The organism is Bacillus salitolerans (assembly GCF_042680805.1).
GTDB classification, from domain to species: Bacteria; Bacillota; Bacilli; order Bacillales; family SA4; genus Bacillus_CJ; species Bacillus_CJ salitolerans.
This window is the reverse complement of sequence record NZ_JBHUEM010000020.1, coordinates 325,481-346,083: the sequence shown is the minus strand read 5'-3', so window position 1 is coordinate 346,083 and position 20,603 is coordinate 325,481. Positions and strand designations below refer to the sequence as shown.

Genomic DNA, 20,603 nt, shown 5'->3' with positions numbered 1-20,603 from the left:
TTAAACTTACTACCATACCATGAAAATTAAATTCTGGCATGTAGAAAAAATGGCAATACTAAAGAAGACGCAGCTCATTCTTTTTTTAAAAATAGGAGCGCTTTTTCTAGGTTGTAAGATAGCTAACGTTAACTGGATCAAGATATTTTAGCTTCTGAAAGGAAACGGTATAACCTATGCTTTCTAATCTTCGGAGCGAGTGTCTTACAATGAATTGTTCACGTTGTTTATCGAAGTAATCTTCGCCTAAGTCTACGTACATTTCTTTCCGTGTTAATAGATAATAGGCGATACGTAATATGGCATGGGCTACTACATTTCCTGCTCGCTTTGCGTGCTGCTGTTCGCCGATAGAGAGCACCAAGGTAGTTTTTTGATCCTCTGACTGAATGGGCTGCTTCAATTAATGCTGATTTTAAGTATTTATTACCTTTTTTTAGTTTTAGAGGACTTTTGTTTACCAGATTCGAATGAATTGAATTAGTTGGAACGCCGTATGCGGTGAAAGTCGTATGTACGTTGTGAACAGGGGGAGATAACTTCAAACCTTTACCTATCTGTATGAAGAAGGATGATGGATTTTCATGGTAAAATATAGAGTTGAAGGGAGGAGATACTTTGCTTTGGATTTTTTTTAAAATTTCTTTTTCAATTCTTTTAATATCAGCTTTTTTATATGATAAGAGGAAAAAGAAATTCAATAATGAGTTGAAAAAGTCTGAGGGAAGTCATTATGTTCAAAGTGATTTACCTGAAAGGGAGTATTTAACAACCTCAATTGATAATGGTCAATCTGTGAATGATGGTGAAAATCTATAGATAGATATTGCTTTTGGAACAAGGGTTGTTATGGAAGAAATAAAGTCTAAAATATGATTAATAGAGAGTGATTGAAAACTCTCTATTATTTTTTTACTGTTGATGTAAATATTTTTATACGATGATTCCTTTACTATAGGGCGCTCGTCTTTAATAAGGAAAGGACAGATCAGCAGTCGCGGGTCTCATGTATTATCAGAAGTAGGATAAGTATCGAACCTATTGTAGTAAAGGACCGTTTAGAGAACAAGAGAAAAGATATTTGATAACAGAGTATTGGTAGTTATGTATGTATCTGTATGCTATATTTATAGAAACTACATGAAAGATAGGTGAAGAAGTCCGGCATAAATGATGTTTGATTTTCACGAGCTTATTTATGACTGGAAATGGGTAAAGAATCAATTTGAAGCATCCTGAAATAAGTATTTTTTTGCTTATTTAGAGTGCCATTTGATTTTTTACTCTTCGGACTTATTCTCTTTTAAACCGCAGAGTAATCTCTGTGGTTTTTCTGTGTATAAAATAGATTTAATTGGAGGTAATCTTTTGAAACGTTATTTTGTTAGTAATGGGGAATTGAAAGTACACATTACTGAGTGGGGAAAGGAAAGGAATCCAGTAATATTTTGTCTACATGGATTAGGTGGCACCAGTCTTAGTTTTATAGAGGTTGCGGAACTTCTGAAAGACGAGTTCCGGATTATTTCCGTTGATGCCCCAGGTCATGGGAAAACTCCACCATTTGAAACAACCGAAGAATATGAAATGCCTGCTATGGCAGAGTGGATAAATAGCATCATGAATATATTAAAGATTAACAAGTTCTATTTTTTATCTCACTCTTGGGGAAGTTGTGTTTCATTATATTACATACATAGTTTTCCTGAGAAAGTAAATGGTGCGATTCTGATTGATGGTGGGTATCAGACAAAGAGACTAAGGGGTATATCCGTTGAAGAAGAAGTATCACATTATTTAATCGACTTTGAGGATTATATTGATACATGGGATCAATTTTTGAAAGAAGCAGTATATGGTGCCGTATCACGAAGATCATCACTATTAAATCTAGCTGGGGAAGACTTAGCTTTGGAGAAAGATAACAAGTTCTATTGGCATGTAAGAGGGATAACAGGTGCAAAGATCGTAAAAGCAATGCACAAGAATGAAACATTAGATATTTATGAAGAACTTCATCTATCTAATTTAGTGTTACTTAGAGCAACAATCCCTAGTGAACAAAATAAATATAGAGATTTAACATCAAATTTATTTGAACAGAAGACTGGTGGAACAGTAAAACTAATCCCTAATGCCACTCATATGCTACATTGGGATAATCCTGAATTAGTTGTTGATGAAATCAGGAGAAATTGGTCTCTTACATTGTGAAAAAGTGGACAAATAGTTCCATTAGCTTTTTTTCAACAATCGGGCCATATTACGGAATAAATTTTTAATAAAAATTAAAATTATAAATATTTGAAATAATTGTTATTAAGCTATAGGAGAGCGATTGCAGAAAAAGGTGATATGATTTTCCCTTCCTTAAAAATTGTGTAATAGCTAAAAAATTCGATTAATTATTTTCCGAAAGGGTGTGTGTAATATATTATCAACTAATGTTTTTACTTATAAATCTAAGGATGGAAAAACAGTAATAATTAGAGAAGCTAAAGAACAGGATGCAGAAAGAATGGTAAATTCTGCTTCACAAGCTTTAATAAACGCTCCATACATGCTAAGTACAGTTGAGGATGTAAAGAAGATGAGTGTTGATGCTGTTAAAAAAACGTTAAAATCTTATCATGAAAATCCAAATTATGTACAGTTTATTGCAGAAGTTGATGGTAAGTTAGTCGGTGCAATAGATTTTAAGAACGGAAACAAAGAAAAAATTAGTCATCAAGGGGCTTTTGCGATGACCATACTACCTGAATATCGAAATCATGGTATTGGAAGAGCTCTTCTAGAAACGTTAATCAAATGGGCTAAAAATAACAATAAGATTGAAAAAGTTTGTCTTGAGGTAATGGAAGATAATTTAGGTGCAATCCATTTATATAAAAATCTAGGCTTTTTTGAAGAGGGTAGAAAATCAAAGGGTGTAAAAATGGATGACGGCTATCAAGATTTAATATTAATGGCTTTATTCGTTTAAAAATGTACATTATTCAAAAATAGGACGCAAGAGTTAAACAAGGAGATTATTTAATTAAACGTTTTTTCTTATTAAAAACTTAGGATAAAAGCTTTGGAATATTATGTTAACATTGTTCTAAGACGATATTGTACTTATGAGGCAGAAATAATGCATAAAGAATACGAGGTGTGGTTGTGAAAGGAAGTATAAAGTTTGGCTTTCTTCTCGTCTTGTTGGTCTATTGTTTTTCAGGATGTGTTTCAAACAAAGAGGAATACTACAAAGGAAGACCACTGGAAATTGCAGTAGTTGGAACAGTCCCATCATATAATTTTGACGGGGTAAATTTTGTTAACGTAAATATTGATGATTTATTTAAAACGTATGGATATTATGATGCATTGTTTGTGACAGAAGAAACCTTTTCTAAAACATCGGAAGACAAATATATTGATTTATATAGGTCATTGCCTTATCCAACTTTTTTCATTGGGCTTAATGAGGCAATTGAAGCATTTGTAGAAGAAGGTTTTTCATTGCGTGATTTTGAGGAGAGCCAGAGTGTGAGCTTTGCTCAAGGGTACTATAAGTATGATGAGGGGAGAAAGTATATAACTTTTGTTCCACCAGAACCTTTAGAAACAGAGGAAGATTATCATTCCATTTATATTGAAATATTATATACCATTGACGGTTTCCAATATTGAATTATTCAACCGTCGTTTTACCAGGGCGGGTTACAGCGAGTTTTTGAAGAATTTTACTTTAAACAAACGGAGGCAAATCAGCAAGAAGATGGGTACTAATCTAAGAAGGATTAGTACCTGTTTTTATGGAAGTATATTGCAGCCAAGATGTTTTAACAAAGGAGGGAATACATTGAATGAAAAGAGGTATAATTCCATTCTCTTAAAGATATTTGCATACGTATTTCTAGTCAGTATAGCATGTCTTTATTAGAATAATAAATTTTGCTTAGGAGATTAAATGATGAGAAGTATTGGAGTACGTAATTCCTTATTCACAAACAGTACTATTGAACACCTTGTCAATTCATATGATATTGGAGAAGTTAAATCCTGTTCATTCTTAATAAGAGGACTAAATGATACCTATGTTGTGGAAAAGTTGAATGTGGAGAAAATTATATTTATTATTTGCTTGCTATTGCTACTCTTACTTTTAATGGTCACATTCCTCGGTAAAGACTAGACAATTCCTTTGGAATCGAAGGGTTATACCGAAGAATTATATGTAGAGATAACGCTCTAAAGATTTCTATCTAAGTCGAATAGTACTAAACTTGCTTACAGGAAGCACCTAAGTCCTTTCGATAATATTACTCATGTCCAAGCGAAATTTGTTTATGGGGAAGGGGGAAAGTTGTATGACATTTTAGTTGTTGGTGGACTGCTCATTATAGATGATTTCACATCCGAAGAACATTGTCCAGAAGAATGGAAAGATAAGGCTGAGGTTGTAAAGGAATTCTGGTTAAAACATGAAGGTCTCACAGCAACGAAGATTTGTCTTACACCAATGTCATCAGCTATTATTGCAACAAATATTAGTTAATCTTATTAAAGTAAAGTAAGGGGTGCCATCCTTCAAGTAGGATGAATGGGGATTAGTGTTGAAGTTTAAAGTTATTAAGCCAACGGGAAGGTTAGTTTAACAAGAAACAAAAAAGACGCTAGTTTATTTAACTTAGCGTCAGTGGGTAATTTCATATAAAGATTGAAAACTTTGATCCTAGTGGGTAACACTATTTAGTAGGAGTTATTCTAGTCTCCAAACCAGACATTGGCAATTATCATAACTCCCTCATTAATTTGTAATGGACTTAATCCCCCGAATCCTAGTAAAATTCTTGGACGCATCTGTGGATGCATGTTTTCCTCTAACTGACCACGTTCTACTGGATAAACCTTCACCCCGTGTTTGGATGCTTCTTTTATTAGCTCATTTTGTTTTTTCCAGGTATCTACCTCAATTATTAGATGCAAACCTGCAAATTGCCCCATGATCCGAATACGATCACCCATATACTTTCTTAACGCTTCAATAAGCACTGCTTGTTTCTTCGCATAAACCGTCCGCATTTTACGAACGTGCTTAGCCCAATAACCTTTTTGCATAAAGATCTGCATGGCTCGTTGCTGAATACGAGAAACAGGTGAAGGATATTTGTTAAGTTTAAGGTCATGATAGCGACGTAGCAGACGATAAGGTAATACCATATAGTTCATCCGAATTGCTGGAGAGAATGCTTTAGAGAAATTACCTATGTAGATTACTGAACCATGAGTATCCATTCCTTGGAGGGAGGGTATAGGTTTAATTCCATACCGAAATTCACCATCATAGTCCTCCTCTAAGATTACACTACCATTTTGTCTCGCCCATTCAAGTAATTTTATTCGCTTTCCTATCGGCATAACCATGCCATAAGGATATTGGTGCGCAGGAGTTACAAGTACTGCATTTGCGTCACTATTCCTTAATTCATCAATATTTATTCCATCTTCCTCTAATGAAATGGGAACTACCTCCCAACCATGGTCTGTGCACACTGACCTAGCTCCACTGTAACCTGGATCTTCCCAGGCGATTCTATTGCCGTCTTTAGAGAGTAGTATGCATAAGAAGGAAATGGTCTGTTGCAAACCACTTCCTACAATAATCTGTTCAGGCATACATTTTACAGTTCTGGATTGTTGAAGATAATTAGCAATCTCAATCCTTAAATCATACTCCCCTTGAGGTTCACCATAAAATGCATGATTGTCATAGTAATTATCCATCGCTTCATTCATACATCTACGCCAATTTCTGATTGGAAAGGTAGAGATATCGATTTCAGAACCATGAAAATTGTATAAAATCGAATCTTGTGGATGAAGATGTGCTGCATTTGTATATTTATATTCAAGGAATTGCCGATCGGAATTTAGTTCTTCTAGATTGTCAATCTCCACCACGTAGAATCCACTGCGTGCACGACTTTCAATATAGCCTTCAGCTAACAGCTGTTGATACCCAGATTCAACAGTCATCTTACTGATATTGTGTGCCCGTGCCATTTGTCTAACTGAAGGTAGTTTAGTTCCTGGTGTCAATGTACCTTCATATATCGCTTTTTTTAGACTTTCATATAGTTGTTGGTACAACGGAATATTCAATCGTTCGTCTAATACCACTATGAACTCCACATAATCACTCTCCACATCTGACCTGGTAAAATACTAAGAATCTGTACCTTTTGAACAAGTCATATTGTTGTTAATTTTATTATACATAAAAAAGCAAAGAAAAGGAGCATGTTATGTCTACACAAAATATTAGAGAGAAAGTTTCCGTTCGATTGTCTACCTATCAACAGTGTCATAGAAATACTCTGTATCGATTCTACCTTCCTGATGATCAGTTACTGTTTACTAGGATGCCAATAAATGCGTTACCTATCGCGCTTGAAGATCAACATAGACATCCAGTAGTTATATTAGCTAATGAAGTTCCAATAGGTTTTTTTATTCTTTACGACGGTCAGGAACGAACAGATTATACAAACAATAGAAGTTCACTTATACTTCGCGCACTCTCGATTAATTACAAAGACCAAAATAAGGGCTATGCCAAAATGGCACTTTTACAACTAAGAGAGTACGTCAAGGATCATTTTTCAGAGATTGAGGAAGTTGCACTTGCTGTGAATGCTAGGAATGTTGTAGCCATCAACCTGTATCGCAAATGTGGATTTGTTGATGAAGGCAGAACTAGAATGGGACCGAAAGGAATACAGCATCTGTTATCTTTATCTTTGTGAAATGAAATAGATTCTTGATAGTAGAATAGGTAAGAAAACATTAAAATAAGGATTGATGATGAAGAGACGAGAAACATATTGGAATAGATTTAGATGATACCCTATTGATATGAGAAAATCGATTGTTCAAGTTTAAATAAACTACATAGGGAAAATTTAATATATGAGGAAATAAAAGAATACGGGGTGTCAGACCTGTATGGATATACATTTGAAGAATTTATAGAATTTTTTTACAGTAAACCAGGAACTATTACACAAAATTACCCCTTTTCCATTTGTCTTAGAAGTGCTTAATGGACTTAGATAAAACTCAAGATTATCCGTTATGACTAGTCGTCCTCTTGATTGGATTGAATCTGTAAGGGATTGGGTTAAAAGGAATAATTTGCCGATAAAGGGAAAACTGTAAGTTCCGTTTGATTGAGCGGAAGGAGGAAGACTATTGGCGACCTCCTTCGACTCTACACCAATGATTATCGTGACAACACAACATAACATAGGGAAGGACCTCTACTTTGTTCATGTGTTTGAAGGAGGTAAGAGTGAGTGAATGTTATTAAAATAGCTAACTACACCGATGTAAAAGCTCTAGACTTTTGAAAGCACTATATCTTTGTGCCAAGGAAATTTCGAAACGTTAGTTTCATGCATTATATGTGATATATTGCTAGAAGTATGGAAACGTGTGAAAAGGAAGAAAGGTAGTGTTGAGATAGACGGTTATACGATTGAAGAACTCGTTACGAAATACGGAGAAAAGGAATTTTTTTACGAGTTATATTTTCAGTTAAAAACAATAGATACAATCCAAGTGCCGTAAAGAGAACAAATATCCCAAAAGAAAATGGAAAGAAAAGACCTTTAGGAATTCCGACTATTAAAGATTGTATCGTTCAAATGGCTACAAATATGGTTATTGAGCCTATTTCGAAGCTAATTTTCTAGAATGCTCGTTTGGTTTTCGTCCCAAAAGGACTGCACATTAAGCAATGACTGTATAAGAGAAGCAAACAACAGAAGTTATTGGGTAGTGGATATGGATGTACAAGGATTTTGATAACATCAACCAAGAGAAATTGATAAAATTAATTGAACAGAAAATAAATGACCGAAGAATCTTAAAGTTCATTCGTAAATGGTTAAAGGCTGGATTTATGGAAGTTGGTAATAAAAAAATCCGCTAAAGGGGACTCCACAAGGGATTCCTTTGAAAAAAGGTCACAATAATACCCCTATCTGGTATAAAATGGTGTTATAAGGAATTTTTTGGGGAATACGATGCTTCAAAGAGTTTCTTCGAAACAAATATCTGGATTTGATCAATATTATTATGACAAGGTTATTCCACAAAATTTAAAAGAAAAAAGGAGGGAGGACAAAAAGTGAAGGTACTTAACCTATTTAAGTATTTCTGTATTATTTTAATTATTCTTCTTTATATCTCTGGTTGTTCAAAAGCAGCACTAGAATACTCTTCAAATATTAAAGAACAAAACGTAGAACTAGATAAGAGATCCGTCAAACAGCATTCTGGAATCAAGAATTCAGTAACTGAAAAGTCAACAATTATTAAACACCAAACTTTAGATCTACTCAAGATAGGAAATATATCTATTGTAGAGAGGGGTGAATTGAGAGATTTTCCACTACAAGGACCCTATTATTTTAGTGACACTAATGGCGATATCGTGCTAGACATTCCAATAGGAAATAAACAAATAAACTTTAAAGTTGAAGATTTATTTTCAGAGCTGAATATGTACTTTGTAAATGAAGTAGGGAATAAACAATTAGTAGAGACGAAGATAGAATACAACAACAATGATTTTATTCCTCAAATTCGACTAATTTATGAAAATGCCCCGAAAGAAGATTTAATTCTTCAGCTTGTTGCTAATGAACAAAAACCGTTAGCTTCTTCTCATACATTTACTTTCAATTATCTTGATCCGCTAACATATATCATTACCAATGATGATCCTCTGTTAAAACGTTCAAAACAAGTAACCCATTACATGCAATTGAATCATGACTTTGAAAACATATTTCCGTATTATGTTCCTATACAAAAACCTATAGAACTTATAATTACTTTTAACCAAGATGTGAAGCCACTAACGATGGAAGAAGCTTTAAAAGAAAGTTTACAAGATATTTACTGGCGTGTTAACTGGATTGACGGACGTACTACCCGGTTAACGTTACTACTTGAATCCCAGGATATGTACCGTATACATAAGCTTGATCTTAGTGGTGTTGAGAGTAAGAATGAATTTGTATTGGTCTGGGATAAAGGTTTAAATTTTATTGCTTCAAACAATAAAACAATATCAAAAATTCAAGAAGGTGGTAAAAAAACTCCACTGTTCTCAACGGTACTTCACTATGATGAGTTTCAGGTGTCCCCAAACGGTAAATGGGCATTAGTTTCAGAAGAATCTTATGGTGGTGAACGTCATGTATCTACTTATTCAATCATAGATTTACAGAATAAGGGCAAGACGATGAAACAATTTGAGCCAGGTCAGATATTGTTTCCTCAATGGCTTCCTGGTGGACAGTCGTTTGTTTATCAAGATGACGAACAAGTTTTTTTGTATGATGTACAAACTGGTCGAGAACAATTGATTTGGGTTTCTCCACAAAAAGGAAAAGCAAAAGATCGCATTCATTGGGTAAGGCATTATGTTGAAGAGAAAAGTGGAATGATGGCTATTTTTGATTACCTATCTACAAATGTAAACTACACGTTTCCTTATGAAGCAGATTTTTATTTGTTTACCGATGTCAATGATTCTACTCCGGACCAAGTTACTAAATTTCAAACCGGATCATGTCAATTGGAAATATGCTACAGAGATTTTATCTTTATTAATCCAACAACTATGCTAATTGAGTCAGACAATCCAACTGAACAGCAAAAAGAAGGTTTTCCGAGGTATTTTGTTATGGATACACAAACTTTAGAAAAGAGAGAGCTGGAGCATTTTGAGGGAAGGATAAATACTCATCTAGGTGATGGTGAATTTCTAGTTGTAGAGGAAATAAATATCAATAGAGAGTACAGATATTCTGTTTTGGACATAAACAACAAAAATATGATGAAGTTTCTATTTGAGTCTAGAGTTAACGTATTAAGGCCTTTTACAGGAGAAATGAATAACGCCTTTCGTACTAAATCAAGTAAAGTTTATGTATTTACTGATCATTCATGGAGTCTAATTGATTTAAACAAATTGGATATTCAAAGGGTAGAAGAAACCCCTTTAGATCAGATTAATGATACATTGTATATTTCAGATTAAATAGTCGAGAACAGAAGAAGTAGTTGTGTTCTTAAGTGGTAATTAATGGATAATCACTGGTTAATATTATATTAATAACAAAATTTAAGGGAGGGTAAATAACAATGCGACCTGCTTACAAAATCGGGTTTGGAATGGTTATACTTTTTCTTATTTGGTTTATTTATGCTTTATTTACTTATGAAGAAATGGCTATATTAATCCCATTAATGGTTGGATTGGCTGTAATTCCGATATTTGTGTGGTATTTTCTTTTCGTCTTTTTATATAAAACGCTACCAAGACTACGGATACTAATTTTCATTGTATTTATCCCCATGCTTTTTGGTTATTTATACTATTTAGAGGGATTTTAGGTGTAATTTGCAAAAAAGTACAGACTACACATTCTTATGTACTATAAAAACGCTACATACGGATGCTTATACTTCAAGAAGGAGATCACTCCTATATAAACAAGGTGCATGATTATTCAATGAACGATCAGTTTAATTTGTGCAATCTCATGTTATAATAAAGAACTAAGGTTAATTACGGACTTTAGCTTATAATTGAGCCGATGCCAAGATAAGCCTCCACTATTAGATGAAATACAGAGGTGTAAGAGAATGAATAGACGCTGGACAATTGGTGAAATTAAACATTTTGTTGAGAACAATTCGGAAAGCAAGTTGCTAACTACGGAATATCTCGGTTTTTCTCAAAAATTACTTTTCAAATGTGCATGTGGTAGTTATTTTGAAAAAACATTTACGAAATTTAAAAATAATAACCAACGTAAATGTGATGTGTGTCAACCGCCAAAAGCGTCACGTTAAAGGTATAGCGAATAAACGAAGTGCCGGTTTTTATAAAAAAACCAGCACTTCGTTTATTCTAAAGGAGTAGTATGATGGATGATGCATTAGTAAAAGAACATAGCAAACAATTGTGATGGACGACTCAAATGATTAATAAATAAAAAAATGTGCTATATATTCTTATAGTGTTGTCGTTAGGTATTATATTTGGATTTTTATCTAAGTACAGCGATACTTTACCTTCAAATGGTTTTTATGTTGGAATCTTAGTAGTTACATCACAACCGGGTTAGGCATATGGATCTTTGTCAGTACAATTATTGCGCTTTTGAGTCAAAATCCAATAATTGGAGCCATTTAAGTTTTTATATTTTTTTAGAGCTGTTAGTGTCATTTTATCTTTATTTGATGTATATCGTTGGTTTTTTTCCAGGTTAATATTTTTTAAGTGGCGTTTAATTGCTCTTGCCTCCCCAATTTCAGATATATTATAGTGGAGGGAAGGGAAGGGGTGCAACAATTATAGCTTCAATTCCATTTAGTTTGTTAACACACGAGGGATATTCGTTTTTCAATACATGTAAAATCATATTATGGAGTATAATCTTATAGCTGCTCTAATCATTTTAGTTTTCTTAGCAAGAAATAAGCTTGAAATGGTACGAATCTTAGTCATAACCTTGATTTTTGTATTTTTTCTTTCAAAATTAAGAATTCAATCCTTTATTTTTGGAGGACTATAATAATTAAATGAAAAAATAAGGTACAACAAAAGTAATAAGTTTACATAATATCATTACAGTTAAGTTGTTATGTAGAGATTAATAAAAGATAATTACATTAATAGCAAGAAAAAACACGCTGGTTTCATAAATCTCATGAAGCAGAGTGTTTTTAGCTATTATTGATCTTCACTAAAATTAAAGCTATTTAATTGATCTTTTATGTTTATTTAGATAAAATTTCAACCATTTTTTTTGAATCTTCAGTACCTAGTTTTTTTATTTGACCATTATAATTATCAATTTCCACCATGTGATTTTCCTCATTAACCCATATCATAAAGCGTTCATCCTTTTTCGATTTGAAAGATATTTGGTAATTTGGTGATGATATGCGACTTATTTTTATATCAATCCATTCATAATCATTTAATATTTTGGTCGTTTCTTCAATTATTTCTTGATTAGTTATCTCATGATAAGACTTAAATTCATATCCAACACCAGTACCTTTATCTACATAAAGGACTTCTCGTTTTAAATCATTGTTAGCGCATCCAGATAAGATTAGAATAAATATTACTGCTAGTTGCCAAAGTTTCATTTTTTTCTCCTGACAATTAAAATATTATTAGTACTACTTTTTATTTTGCAGCTTGTGCTGCGCCTAAATTATCTGTGTATGTTGGGGTACTCGCATGAGATACACCTGGGGTATTTTTCCCATACAATAACTTGCCGGAATTTTGCGAATAATATAAATCGTAAAGACCAACAGCATGGCCAAATTCATGAGCTACTGCAGCTAGTATAAGGTTTGCGTCAAGTGAGTTAAAAGTTGGTGCATTCATCCGAATTGTCCAGGACAACAAATGACCTAGTGAATTGGTAGAACCTTTCTGCCAAACTCCAATAATGTCACTCGAGTAGTCATTATATTGACTAACTTTTACTACAAATTTCTTAGATACTCGAGTTCATTTACAAGTTATAACATTTCATAACTGTATTGTTCTTTATAAAACCTCATCCCTATCTATGAATTTATTATTGTACAAAAGCACTAGTAAAGTATATTACCTATTAAATGAAAATTTAGTCGAAATTCATCGAAATATTAGAGGTAAATAAACCCAAACTTAAGTGAGACGTTTTATAAGAATAAAATCAGTTTTATTTAATTCATATTCTTTTAGAAGCAATTCTTCTCTTCCGGAATGTATTTTCAATTAAAATCTTTACAATTATCTAAAATTGGTACTCTACAATATTTTTCAATAGAATTGATGTTTTTATTACAATATTGGCGTTACTTTATCTTATCAGTCAGAAATTTTGTCTCTACAAGAAGGTATTATGCATTTTTGCGTCACTTTCAAAAAGCATACTTTGTGACATGCAAAGAATTATTAGATTTCTTTATGTCATAAAGTGTGTTTTTTTGTTTTAAAACATTTCATCCAAATAGTTTTATTCTTTAAGCTTATAATAGAAGAATAAAACTAGGTGTCTTTTGCAATTATTCTTTTGGCATGTTTAGTTTACTAATTGCATTTTTCAAGTCCTCATTTTTTAAGTGAGTATAAATCATTGTTGTCTCAATAGATGAGTGACCTAATTGACGTCTAAGTTTAGGGACATCATTAATTTCAGCATGATAACGTGTAGCAAAGGAGTGCCTAAGTTTATGCACGGATAAGGAAGGCTTACCAAATGCTTTTGCATATTTTTCAATTATTTTTTCTATAGCTCGTGCCGAAAGCCTTCTAGTTGTTCCTTTAGGACCCATTGGAGCTGAAATAAAGAGTGCTCGGGTTTGTTTAGGGATATTATATCGTTCAATACGGATCTTTAAGTACTTTTGCAAATCCAATAAAGCCTGCTCACTGAAGTATACATATTGTTCTTTGTTTCCTTTTCTGATGACTCTTGCGGAGCATTTATTAAAATCTATATCTTCTAGATTTAATCCAACAACCTCAGAAAGACGAAGACCTGAACCTAAGAAGAGGGATACTAATGCAGTATCTCTTTCTTTATTTATCTTATAAAAATTTAATAGTCGTGTATTTGTTTTAAACATATCGCCATAGCCGGTTTCAATGAATTTACGAAAACTTTCATATTCATCACCTAATAAGATTTTTCCTTCCATACGATTAGCAACGGTTTCCGGATTTTCATATACATCATTAAATTCAATTTTTGCCATCACATTTCGTTTTAGATAAGGCTCTAATTTCTCAGTTTCAGCTATGTTTTGAAGATAATTAAACAAAGACTTTAAAGAGGAAAGCTTACGGTTTACGGTAATATCTTTATTGCTAAGCTGATAGTTTAAAAAGCTAAGAAAATTTTCGACTTGTTGAGTTGTTATTTTTTCAAGCGTTTCTAGAGGAACTTCACTTGATGTTCCTGGATAAAATCCTTCGGCAATTAACCAATCAAAAAATATCTTATAATCATGACAATAATTTAGTAATGAGCCTGAAGAAAGTTTTCGTTTCTTTTTATCTATGTATTCTTCAACATACCACGGTAAATGTGTAAGTAGGTTTTCTAGTTTGTTATAATTCCTTGACTGAATATTTTCTCGCATTACAATCCCCCCTCTATATAATATTACATCAAATTTATATTTTACGTAATAATAAAATATGTTTTTTTTGAATCTTTTTACACCTCTCTTCTATTTTTGAACAAAGACAAGAAATTCTAAACAATCTGGACAAAAAAGTCTAAACTAAAATAAATCAAGTAGTAAGTGTGGCCGGGCAACCAATCTTGTACGTTTTCTTACCATCATGAGTTTTTGATTCAGATATCAGATTTTATAAACGTAAAACTATAAAAGCAATAAAAAACCTTGAAAGGCGTGTAGCCAATCAAGATTTGTTATTAATCACTTTATTATTTTTAATAAATGACAGTTACCTATTATCTTTTATCAAATTTACTTCTTTTGCGTTAACTATTAGAACTGAAACATCATAATTACTACTTAAAATAATTTTCGTTTTTTCAAAATCATCTATTAATCCAATTTCCAAAATTTCATGTTAAAAATTCGTCTCCAGAACAAAACCACATGTATGTGTCCCAATTAATAGGTACCGATTACAATTACTAAAACTGGCGAAGCATGTATAAGGCACCTTTTCGTATGAAGTAATTTCCATTTTAACAATATCAACGATGAATATGACCTGACTATAAGCTAAAACAGCATGTGTTCCATCTGTTGTCAGATCAAAACTACAAAAATACCCGATGTCACCATGCATATCCTTAAGATTAATAAATTTAATTATTTCATTAAAATCTTGCTTCACTTTCATAATCTTCGAGTTATCTTTGATGAGAATGTAAATCCCATGTTTATAATTAAATTTAACAGAGTTCCAATTTTTTATGTCATTTGTCTCAATGTGCTCTATATCTTTTTTCCCAATAGGCTCTTTTAATTTTAACAATTTAAAATATCGAGGTCCGCCATCGTCAAGATAGTAACTTAGAGTAGAAAGATGAATATTATCAGATTCTACATATTGATTAAATTCAATATCAATTGTATTGTTCTTATCAACTTTTAATATTGTTATAATGTTGTCTGAACAGAAATCTAATAAAGCAACACTCGTACTGTCAGGAGTATGTATTAATCCTAAGATTTTATTACCTTGAGCTAGAGAAACAGATCCCTCGCTCAATTTATAATCCTTGTTAGATTTAAACTTTTTAATCACCATAAAGTTATTAGTTTCATAAACCCAAATATCCCCTTTTGTGTTTTTAATAATGAGATATTTATTATCTTCTGAAAACAATAATTTGCTGGGGTTCTTAAGTTGATTGAGTTCATACATTTTACTTTTTGTTTGAAAATTATAGACAACAACCTTACTGTTCATTATGTGAGCCAACAAACTTAGATTATTTGACAACCTAATCTCATAAGATGTTTTTATCTTTAATACTTGGTTCATTTTTAACATTTTATATTACCACCAAAGTTTTAATTTGACATGGGAAAAAGATAATTCTCCCATGTCAGAATGTTAGTTAGTACTTAACTTAGCCTTTAAAATCTTGCAAATACATTTTGACCTTTAAGAAAAGCTTTTATAACATTAAGGGATGCTTTTATCCTTTGCTGGTTTTTTGCTTTACTTAAGCTAGGCTTATATACTTTCCCCATAATGCTGTTGACTGCTGTATAGTATGATGTTGTGTGTAACCTTCTGTGAAAGCCAGTCTTTAATGACACCTTGTTCTCTTCAATTTCTACATTTAGACCAATGTTAGATAAAATCCTTCTAGAAGGAAGAGCACCTACAGCAGTTTGTGCAATAATATGGTGAACTTCTGTAGAAGATTTATATCTAGGTTTAATATCGATATTCCTTAACTTTTCATGAATAACATTCATTGCAGGCTGAAGAGTCTGGATTGCATAAATAACTAGTGCAGCCCCTAAAACAGCAACCATAGCAGTATATATAGCCGGTAATGCAAAACTTGCACTTAACATGTCTTCAGATGAGGGGTATTCTATTAAAGTTAAAAGTGTTAAATAACTGTCATTGTTTGTGTTAACAAACTTCTTACATTGGATTTTCTTCCTTACTAAAAGAAGTGAAAAATAATCCCCATCCATATACCAGGTGGGGATTATTTTCCGCTTACGTTGATTAAGAAACTAATGTCCCATCCTTTAAAGCAATAATACGATTACATTTATTTGCAACTGCCTCATCATGAGTGACTAAAATAAATGTCTTACCTGCTCTATTTATCTCTTCAAATAAATTAAGTATTACTTGTTCGGTTTCTTCATCCAATGATCCTGTTGGTTCATCAGCTAATATGAGCTTAGGATCATTGATAAGGGCACGGCCTATAGCAACTCTCTGTGATTGACCTCCGGATAATTGTCGAGGGTATTGAGAAGCTTTTTCCAATAAGCCTAATTGAGTTAACATTGATACTACTTTTTCTTGAATCTCTCTTTTAGATTTTTTTTCATATAGTAAGGGTAAAGCAACGTTTTCAAAAATATTTTTTTCGTCTATCAATGCATGATTTTGTAGAATGAACCCTACATTCTTTCTTCTAAATGCTGCAAGTTCGGTATATTTATGATTAGATATATCCTGATTATAAAAAAAATATTTTCCATTAGAAGCTTTTTCTAATCCTGCTAAGATATTTAATAGGGTAGATTTTCCTACTCCACTTCTCCCCATTATTGCTACCATTTCACCCTCATTAATAGAGAGATTAATTCCTTTTAAAACATTCATTTTAATATTTTTACTAATGTAATATTTTTCTAAATTCTCAAGTTTAATCAAATTATCAGTCCTTTCGTTTTAAGATCATTGTTACTCTAAGTTTTGTAAGATTTATATACAAAGGAAAAGTTCCTAACAATGTTAACAATAATGCTAAAACTATCATTGATATAAAATAATTAATAGGTAGTATACCGATTGAAAGTGAAAATATAAATACTAAAACTACCGCGATAAATACAGTGAAAAATATTTCAATAAAGGAATAAGAAAAAACTTTGTTTATTGTTGCACCCGAAATAAGATGAATAGCATATCTCTTAACATTAATATGCCATTTCATGATAAGTGAAAGAGCGATGCAAAATACAGCAAATAAAAACAAAAATACGGTCAATGTAATAATTAGTATCTTATTGTGTTGTAACATTGAGAACATTATGTTTATTCCAATCTCGTTAGCTCCAATAACTGTTACACTTTGAAAGTCGGTTTTTTCAGATAATTCATTGATTTTTTTCCTTATTTCTAATTGATCCATATCTGTATAGATTTGGCCGTTTATTAGATTTAAATAATGTCTCTGCTGTAATAATAGGTCATTATTATTTTGAGAAACATAATCCATTAAAAATTCTGGTATTATAAAATATCTGTCAATACTAAATTCTATATTATTCTTTACTGGAATAATTGTATTAGAAGGGAGAATACCAATTACTTTACCTTCTAATTTAGTATCAATGTAATCAAAATTTACTTTGTCTCCTATACTGTAGATTGAATTATATTCCGAACCTAAAATTATAGGTATTGTCTTATTTGGTGAATAATAATAATCCTGTTTATCAAAAATACTACCATTTTCTACAGAAAGGTTAAACATGGAGAAAATTTTATCGTTAAGTTGGATAGACTTTACCACCTCATATTTTTCCCCATCTTTTGTAAATGCAGGCGTAGCCATCCCTTCTTCATATCCATAAAGAAATAAGTCCGAACCTTTAAAGTTGGTAACTCCTAGTGGTTGTAAGTTTGTGTTTAGATAAATAAAATCTTCATGGTTTGATACATGTTCATGAAAACCTTTTATTCTATCTAAACCTACAGAAGAAGAAAAATATTCTTTTTCTTCTTCTCCATATAAATTATCCGTTAATTGATAGATGTTTTTCCCTTCATATTGTGCATAAAAACTTTTCGTTTTTGTTTCTACATTAAAATAATGTAGGTATAAGGCTGTTAATAATATAAAAAATAATAATGTATTGATAAATATTAAAATCGTAAAAAATTTACGTTTTTTTATACTTTCTTTGACCTCTATTAAAACTTGTAGCATGTTTATTTCAACACCTTCATTAATTTTATTGGGGAAAAAGTTGGTATTGTAATTAGGAATAGAACGAGGTTTAAAGCAATATATGACGCAAAACCAGTTAAAAATATATTATTTAACTCCGTGCTGTTACTTATATATTCATTAATATTGAAGGCTATAAAAAGAAGAAAACCAACACCAAAAGAAAATATTAACATTAGGAGATAATTTTTCGCTAATATGAAAAATATAAACAATAAATTTAACCCAATTAAATATTGAACAGAAATCAATAACCTCTTCTTATAAATCCAAAAGGAAAAACTTAATATATTTGAACATAACAGTATTAATAGAAATAAGAAGTTTAATAAATTTCCACTAATGTTTTCATTAATAATAACTGAACTCCCTTTTCTTTCTATATCCAACTCTACTATTTTTTTATTTTCTTTAATAAGAAATTTTTGTACAGTGTGTTTAGTTTTACGACTTCCATCAATAACATATAAAACGTTTGTAGACGTACTTTTAGGTAAGGTTGTTAAATTAATATAAATTGAATAATCTAATTTAGATTTAAAAGGCCCACCCATTACTCCGATTATTTCGTATGGAATATTGTTAAAATAAATAAAACTTTTATTGTTCTTCACCACTATTTCTTTAACATCTCTTCCAATAACCGCTACTTTTCTTTCCCTTTCGTAGTCTTCCTTTTCAAAAAAAGTTCCTTTTATTAGTGGAGGTATATCAATATCTCCATTTGAATAAACACCCTTTAGGTTAGGATTTGATGAAATGTGTTCTTTAAAAAGTATAAATTCATGGTTGTTTAGGTATTGTTCAACTTCATCAAAAAGGTTATATTTTTTTTCATTTACTAATAAATGAATACTATTTTTGCTATAAAAATCATTTGATAATTTATCCATTTCAGATTGTTTTATTGAATATAAGCCAATAATTAATAGGATTAGGCATGACACAATCAAAAAAACAATAAAAATAATATCTTCAATTTTTGGCTGTTTTAAATATTTCATAAAAACATTCCACTCATTCCATTCTTTTTGAATCAAATACGTTAGCAGTAATATAACCAATGATTTAGGAATCATTGGTTATATTTTTTAACAGGATATATAATTAAGAACCCCAATAAGTTCTAGCGGTATGTTCGTTTACTGAATACGGTGATCTAGCAATTGTTGAATCATGTCCCCAAACTCTACCACTATCAGTTTGGACTTCTCCAGTCCAAGAAGAAACCATTCTAGCTCGTGTATAATGATATTTATCTTTCCACTCAGTTTGGCCAACAGCCCTTTCTGTATATTCGTCATAAGCCTCTGTCCATCCTCTATGACTTTCTGGTTCTGAAGCAGCAGCATAATTTACCACAGCTTGTTCATTACTAGTAATATGTATCCCATCTTCACTCCATCCAAGAGTTTCAGCATTCGCTGATGGAGATAATCCTAGAACACTAGTAACTAATGCACCTGATAAAACAATTCCTTTAAGTTTTTTTGATATCATTCTTTTTCCTCCTAATATATTAATAGATTCCTATTAATCTTTACATAAAGTTACAATATATCGCAATAGAACTTTACACCTAATTTTTCCCAAAATTAATAATTTGTGGGTATTTTTCCCTAGAACTGTTAGATAGAGGTAAACAATTCTAAGTAAAAGCTAACATTTTCGTGGGTATGAACTCTTTAGAAATAGTAATCTCAAATTAAAATTGGTATAGACACTCGAATTCCTATGTAAGCCAAATAATCCCACCTGTGAACCAGAATGGGGATCAAATATTATTTAGATATCTTGTTTAACACCTTACAACTGAAGGAGGAGTTTTTGACCAAGGAAGTAAGGAATCTAGATTCATTGTTTGTAATATCCATGTTGGGAAGCATTTCAAATAGATAGTGGATGTAATAGACAATGGCTTTAATTTCTCTCCTTGGTTAAGACAATATGCAATTGCGTTACCTAATGTCTATTTTGTAACACTCTTGGCTCCTGGATTTTTAAACCTTGTTTAAATTTAACAGAGTTCCAATTTTTTATGTCATTTGTCTCAATGTGCTCTATATCTTTTTTCCCAATAGGCTCTTTTAATTTTAACAATTTAAAATATCGAGGTCCGCCATCGTCAAGATAGTAACTTAGAGTAGAAAGATGAATATTATCAGATTCTACATATTGATTAAATTCAATATCAATTGTATTGTTCTTATCAACTTTTAATATTGTTATAATGTTGTCTGAATAGAAATCTAATAAAGCAACACATGTACTGTCAGGAGTATGTATTAATCCTAAGATTTTATTACCTTGAGCTAAAGAAACAGC

The 20,603-nt window shown here is 31.6% G+C and carries 24 protein-coding genes; 11 read left to right on the top strand and 13 right to left on the bottom strand.

Annotated features, from left to right (window positions below):
• Window positions 1–106 precede the first annotated feature (106 nt).
• Window positions 107–403, bottom strand: a complete 297-nt coding sequence (locus tag ACFSCX_RS13375; RefSeq protein ID WP_377928748.1) for a hypothetical protein — start codon at window positions 401–403, stop codon at window positions 107–109.
• Window positions 404–618: 215 nt separating this feature from the next.
• Here ACFSCX_RS13375 and ACFSCX_RS13370 point away from each other — a divergent pair, with 215 nt between their 5' ends.
• The 6 genes from ACFSCX_RS13370 (at window position 619) to ACFSCX_RS13345 (ending at window position 4,540) form a co-directional block, all read left to right on the top strand.
• Window positions 619–819, top strand: a complete 201-nt coding sequence (locus ACFSCX_RS13370) for a hypothetical protein (RefSeq protein ID WP_377928747.1) — start codon at window positions 619–621, stop codon at window positions 817–819.
• A 549-nt stretch (window positions 820–1,368) separates the two neighbouring features.
• A complete protein-coding gene (locus ACFSCX_RS13365) occupies window positions 1,369–2,214 on the top strand; it encodes an alpha/beta fold hydrolase (protein WP_377928746.1) in 846 nt (281 codons plus the stop codon).
• 208 nt (window positions 2,215–2,422) lie between these two features.
• A complete protein-coding gene (locus ACFSCX_RS13360; RefSeq protein WP_377928745.1) occupies window positions 2,423–2,983 on the top strand; it encodes a GNAT family N-acetyltransferase in 561 nt (186 codons plus the stop codon).
• A gap of 176 nt (window positions 2,984–3,159) precedes the next feature.
• Window positions 3,160–3,672, top strand: coding sequence for a hypothetical protein (locus ACFSCX_RS13355; RefSeq protein WP_377928744.1), 513 nt, complete (start codon window positions 3,160–3,162; stop codon window positions 3,670–3,672).
• Window positions 3,673–3,955: 283 nt separating this feature from the next.
• Window positions 3,956–4,177, top strand: a complete 222-nt coding sequence (locus ACFSCX_RS13350; RefSeq protein WP_377928743.1) for a hypothetical protein — start codon at window positions 3,956–3,958, stop codon at window positions 4,175–4,177.
• A 171-nt stretch (window positions 4,178–4,348) separates the two neighbouring features.
• Window positions 4,349–4,540, top strand: a complete 192-nt coding sequence (locus ACFSCX_RS13345) for a hypothetical protein (protein ID WP_377928742.1) — start codon at window positions 4,349–4,351, stop codon at window positions 4,538–4,540.
• Window positions 4,541–4,749: 209 nt separating this feature from the next.
• On the opposite strand, the gene pdxR is transcribed toward ACFSCX_RS13345, so the two are convergent.
• Window positions 4,750–6,177 (bottom strand): MocR-like pyridoxine biosynthesis transcription factor PdxR, encoded by a 1,428-nt coding sequence (gene pdxR / locus ACFSCX_RS13340; protein ID WP_377928741.1) that lies wholly within the window; start codon window positions 6,175–6,177, stop codon window positions 4,750–4,752.
• Window positions 6,178–6,290: 113 nt separating this feature from the next.
• Between pdxR and ACFSCX_RS13335 the strand changes: the two genes are divergently transcribed.
• The 4 genes from ACFSCX_RS13335 (at window position 6,291) to ACFSCX_RS13320 (ending at window position 10,099) form a co-directional block, all read left to right on the top strand.
• The gene (locus ACFSCX_RS13335; RefSeq protein ID WP_377928740.1) at window positions 6,291–6,791 is read left to right on the top strand and encodes a GNAT family N-acetyltransferase; all 501 of its coding nucleotides are present in this window, start codon (window positions 6,291–6,293) and stop codon (window positions 6,789–6,791) included.
• Between the two features lie 688 nt (window positions 6,792–7,479).
• Complete coding sequence (locus tag ACFSCX_RS13330) at window positions 7,480–7,614, top strand: hypothetical protein (protein WP_377928739.1); 135 nt, start codon at window positions 7,480–7,482, stop codon at window positions 7,612–7,614.
• Between the two features lie 220 nt (window positions 7,615–7,834).
• On the top strand, window positions 7,835–7,978 hold the full coding sequence (locus tag ACFSCX_RS13325; RefSeq protein WP_377928738.1) for a hypothetical protein: 144 nt from the start codon (window positions 7,835–7,837) through the stop codon (window positions 7,976–7,978).
• Between the two features lie 198 nt (window positions 7,979–8,176).
• Entirely contained in the window at window positions 8,177–10,099 is a 1,923-nt protein-coding gene (locus tag ACFSCX_RS13320; RefSeq protein ID WP_377928737.1) for a TolB-like translocation protein, read from the top strand.
• 178 nt (window positions 10,100–10,277) lie between these two features.
• Here the strand turns inward: ACFSCX_RS13320 and ACFSCX_RS13315 are convergent, their stop codons facing one another.
• Window positions 10,278–10,403, bottom strand: a complete 126-nt coding sequence (locus ACFSCX_RS13315) for a hypothetical protein (RefSeq protein ID WP_377928736.1) — start codon at window positions 10,401–10,403, stop codon at window positions 10,278–10,280.
• 304 nt (window positions 10,404–10,707) lie between these two features.
• Here ACFSCX_RS13315 and ACFSCX_RS13310 point away from each other — a divergent pair, with 304 nt between their 5' ends.
• Window positions 10,708–10,917 (top strand): hypothetical protein, encoded by a 210-nt coding sequence (locus ACFSCX_RS13310; RefSeq protein WP_377928735.1) that lies wholly within the window; start codon window positions 10,708–10,710, stop codon window positions 10,915–10,917.
• A gap of 930 nt (window positions 10,918–11,847) precedes the next feature.
• On the opposite strand, the gene ACFSCX_RS13305 is transcribed toward ACFSCX_RS13310, so the two are convergent.
• The 10 genes from ACFSCX_RS13305 to ACFSCX_RS13260 all read right to left on the bottom strand — a co-directional run.
• Entirely contained in the window at window positions 11,848–12,225 is a 378-nt protein-coding gene (locus ACFSCX_RS13305) for a hypothetical protein (protein WP_377928734.1), read from the bottom strand.
• Window positions 12,226–12,265: 40 nt separating this feature from the next.
• On the bottom strand, window positions 12,266–12,490 hold the full coding sequence (locus ACFSCX_RS13300) for a hypothetical protein (protein WP_377928733.1): 225 nt from the start codon (window positions 12,488–12,490) through the stop codon (window positions 12,266–12,268).
• 650 nt (window positions 12,491–13,140) lie between these two features.
• The gene (xerS, locus tag ACFSCX_RS13295; RefSeq protein WP_377928732.1) at window positions 13,141–14,220 is read right to left on the bottom strand and encodes a tyrosine recombinase XerS; all 1,080 of its coding nucleotides are present in this window, start codon (window positions 14,218–14,220) and stop codon (window positions 13,141–13,143) included.
• 460 nt (window positions 14,221–14,680) lie between these two features.
• Window positions 14,681–15,616 (bottom strand): hypothetical protein, encoded by a 936-nt coding sequence (locus tag ACFSCX_RS13290; RefSeq protein WP_377928731.1) that lies wholly within the window; start codon window positions 15,614–15,616, stop codon window positions 14,681–14,683.
• 86 nt (window positions 15,617–15,702) lie between these two features.
• The gene (locus ACFSCX_RS13285; RefSeq protein ID WP_377928730.1) at window positions 15,703–16,278 is read right to left on the bottom strand and encodes an AHH domain-containing protein; all 576 of its coding nucleotides are present in this window, start codon (window positions 16,276–16,278) and stop codon (window positions 15,703–15,705) included.
• A gap of 34 nt (window positions 16,279–16,312) precedes the next feature.
• Window positions 16,313–16,975 (bottom strand): ABC transporter ATP-binding protein, encoded by a 663-nt coding sequence (locus tag ACFSCX_RS13280; RefSeq protein ID WP_377928729.1) that lies wholly within the window; start codon window positions 16,973–16,975, stop codon window positions 16,313–16,315.
• A gap of 4 nt (window positions 16,976–16,979) precedes the next feature.
• Entirely contained in the window at window positions 16,980–18,257 is a 1,278-nt protein-coding gene (locus ACFSCX_RS13275; RefSeq protein ID WP_377928728.1) for an ABC transporter permease, read from the bottom strand.
• A gap of 2 nt (window positions 18,258–18,259) precedes the next feature.
• Entirely contained in the window at window positions 18,260–19,282 is a 1,023-nt protein-coding gene (locus tag ACFSCX_RS13270; RefSeq protein WP_377928727.1) for an ABC transporter permease, read from the bottom strand.
• A gap of 103 nt (window positions 19,283–19,385) precedes the next feature.
• The gene (locus ACFSCX_RS13265; protein ID WP_377928726.1) at window positions 19,386–19,778 is read right to left on the bottom strand and encodes a hypothetical protein; all 393 of its coding nucleotides are present in this window, start codon (window positions 19,776–19,778) and stop codon (window positions 19,386–19,388) included.
• A gap of 462 nt (window positions 19,779–20,240) precedes the next feature.
• On the bottom strand, window positions 20,241–20,603 hold a 363-nt coding region (locus ACFSCX_RS13260), incomplete at its 5' end, for a hypothetical protein (protein ID WP_377928725.1).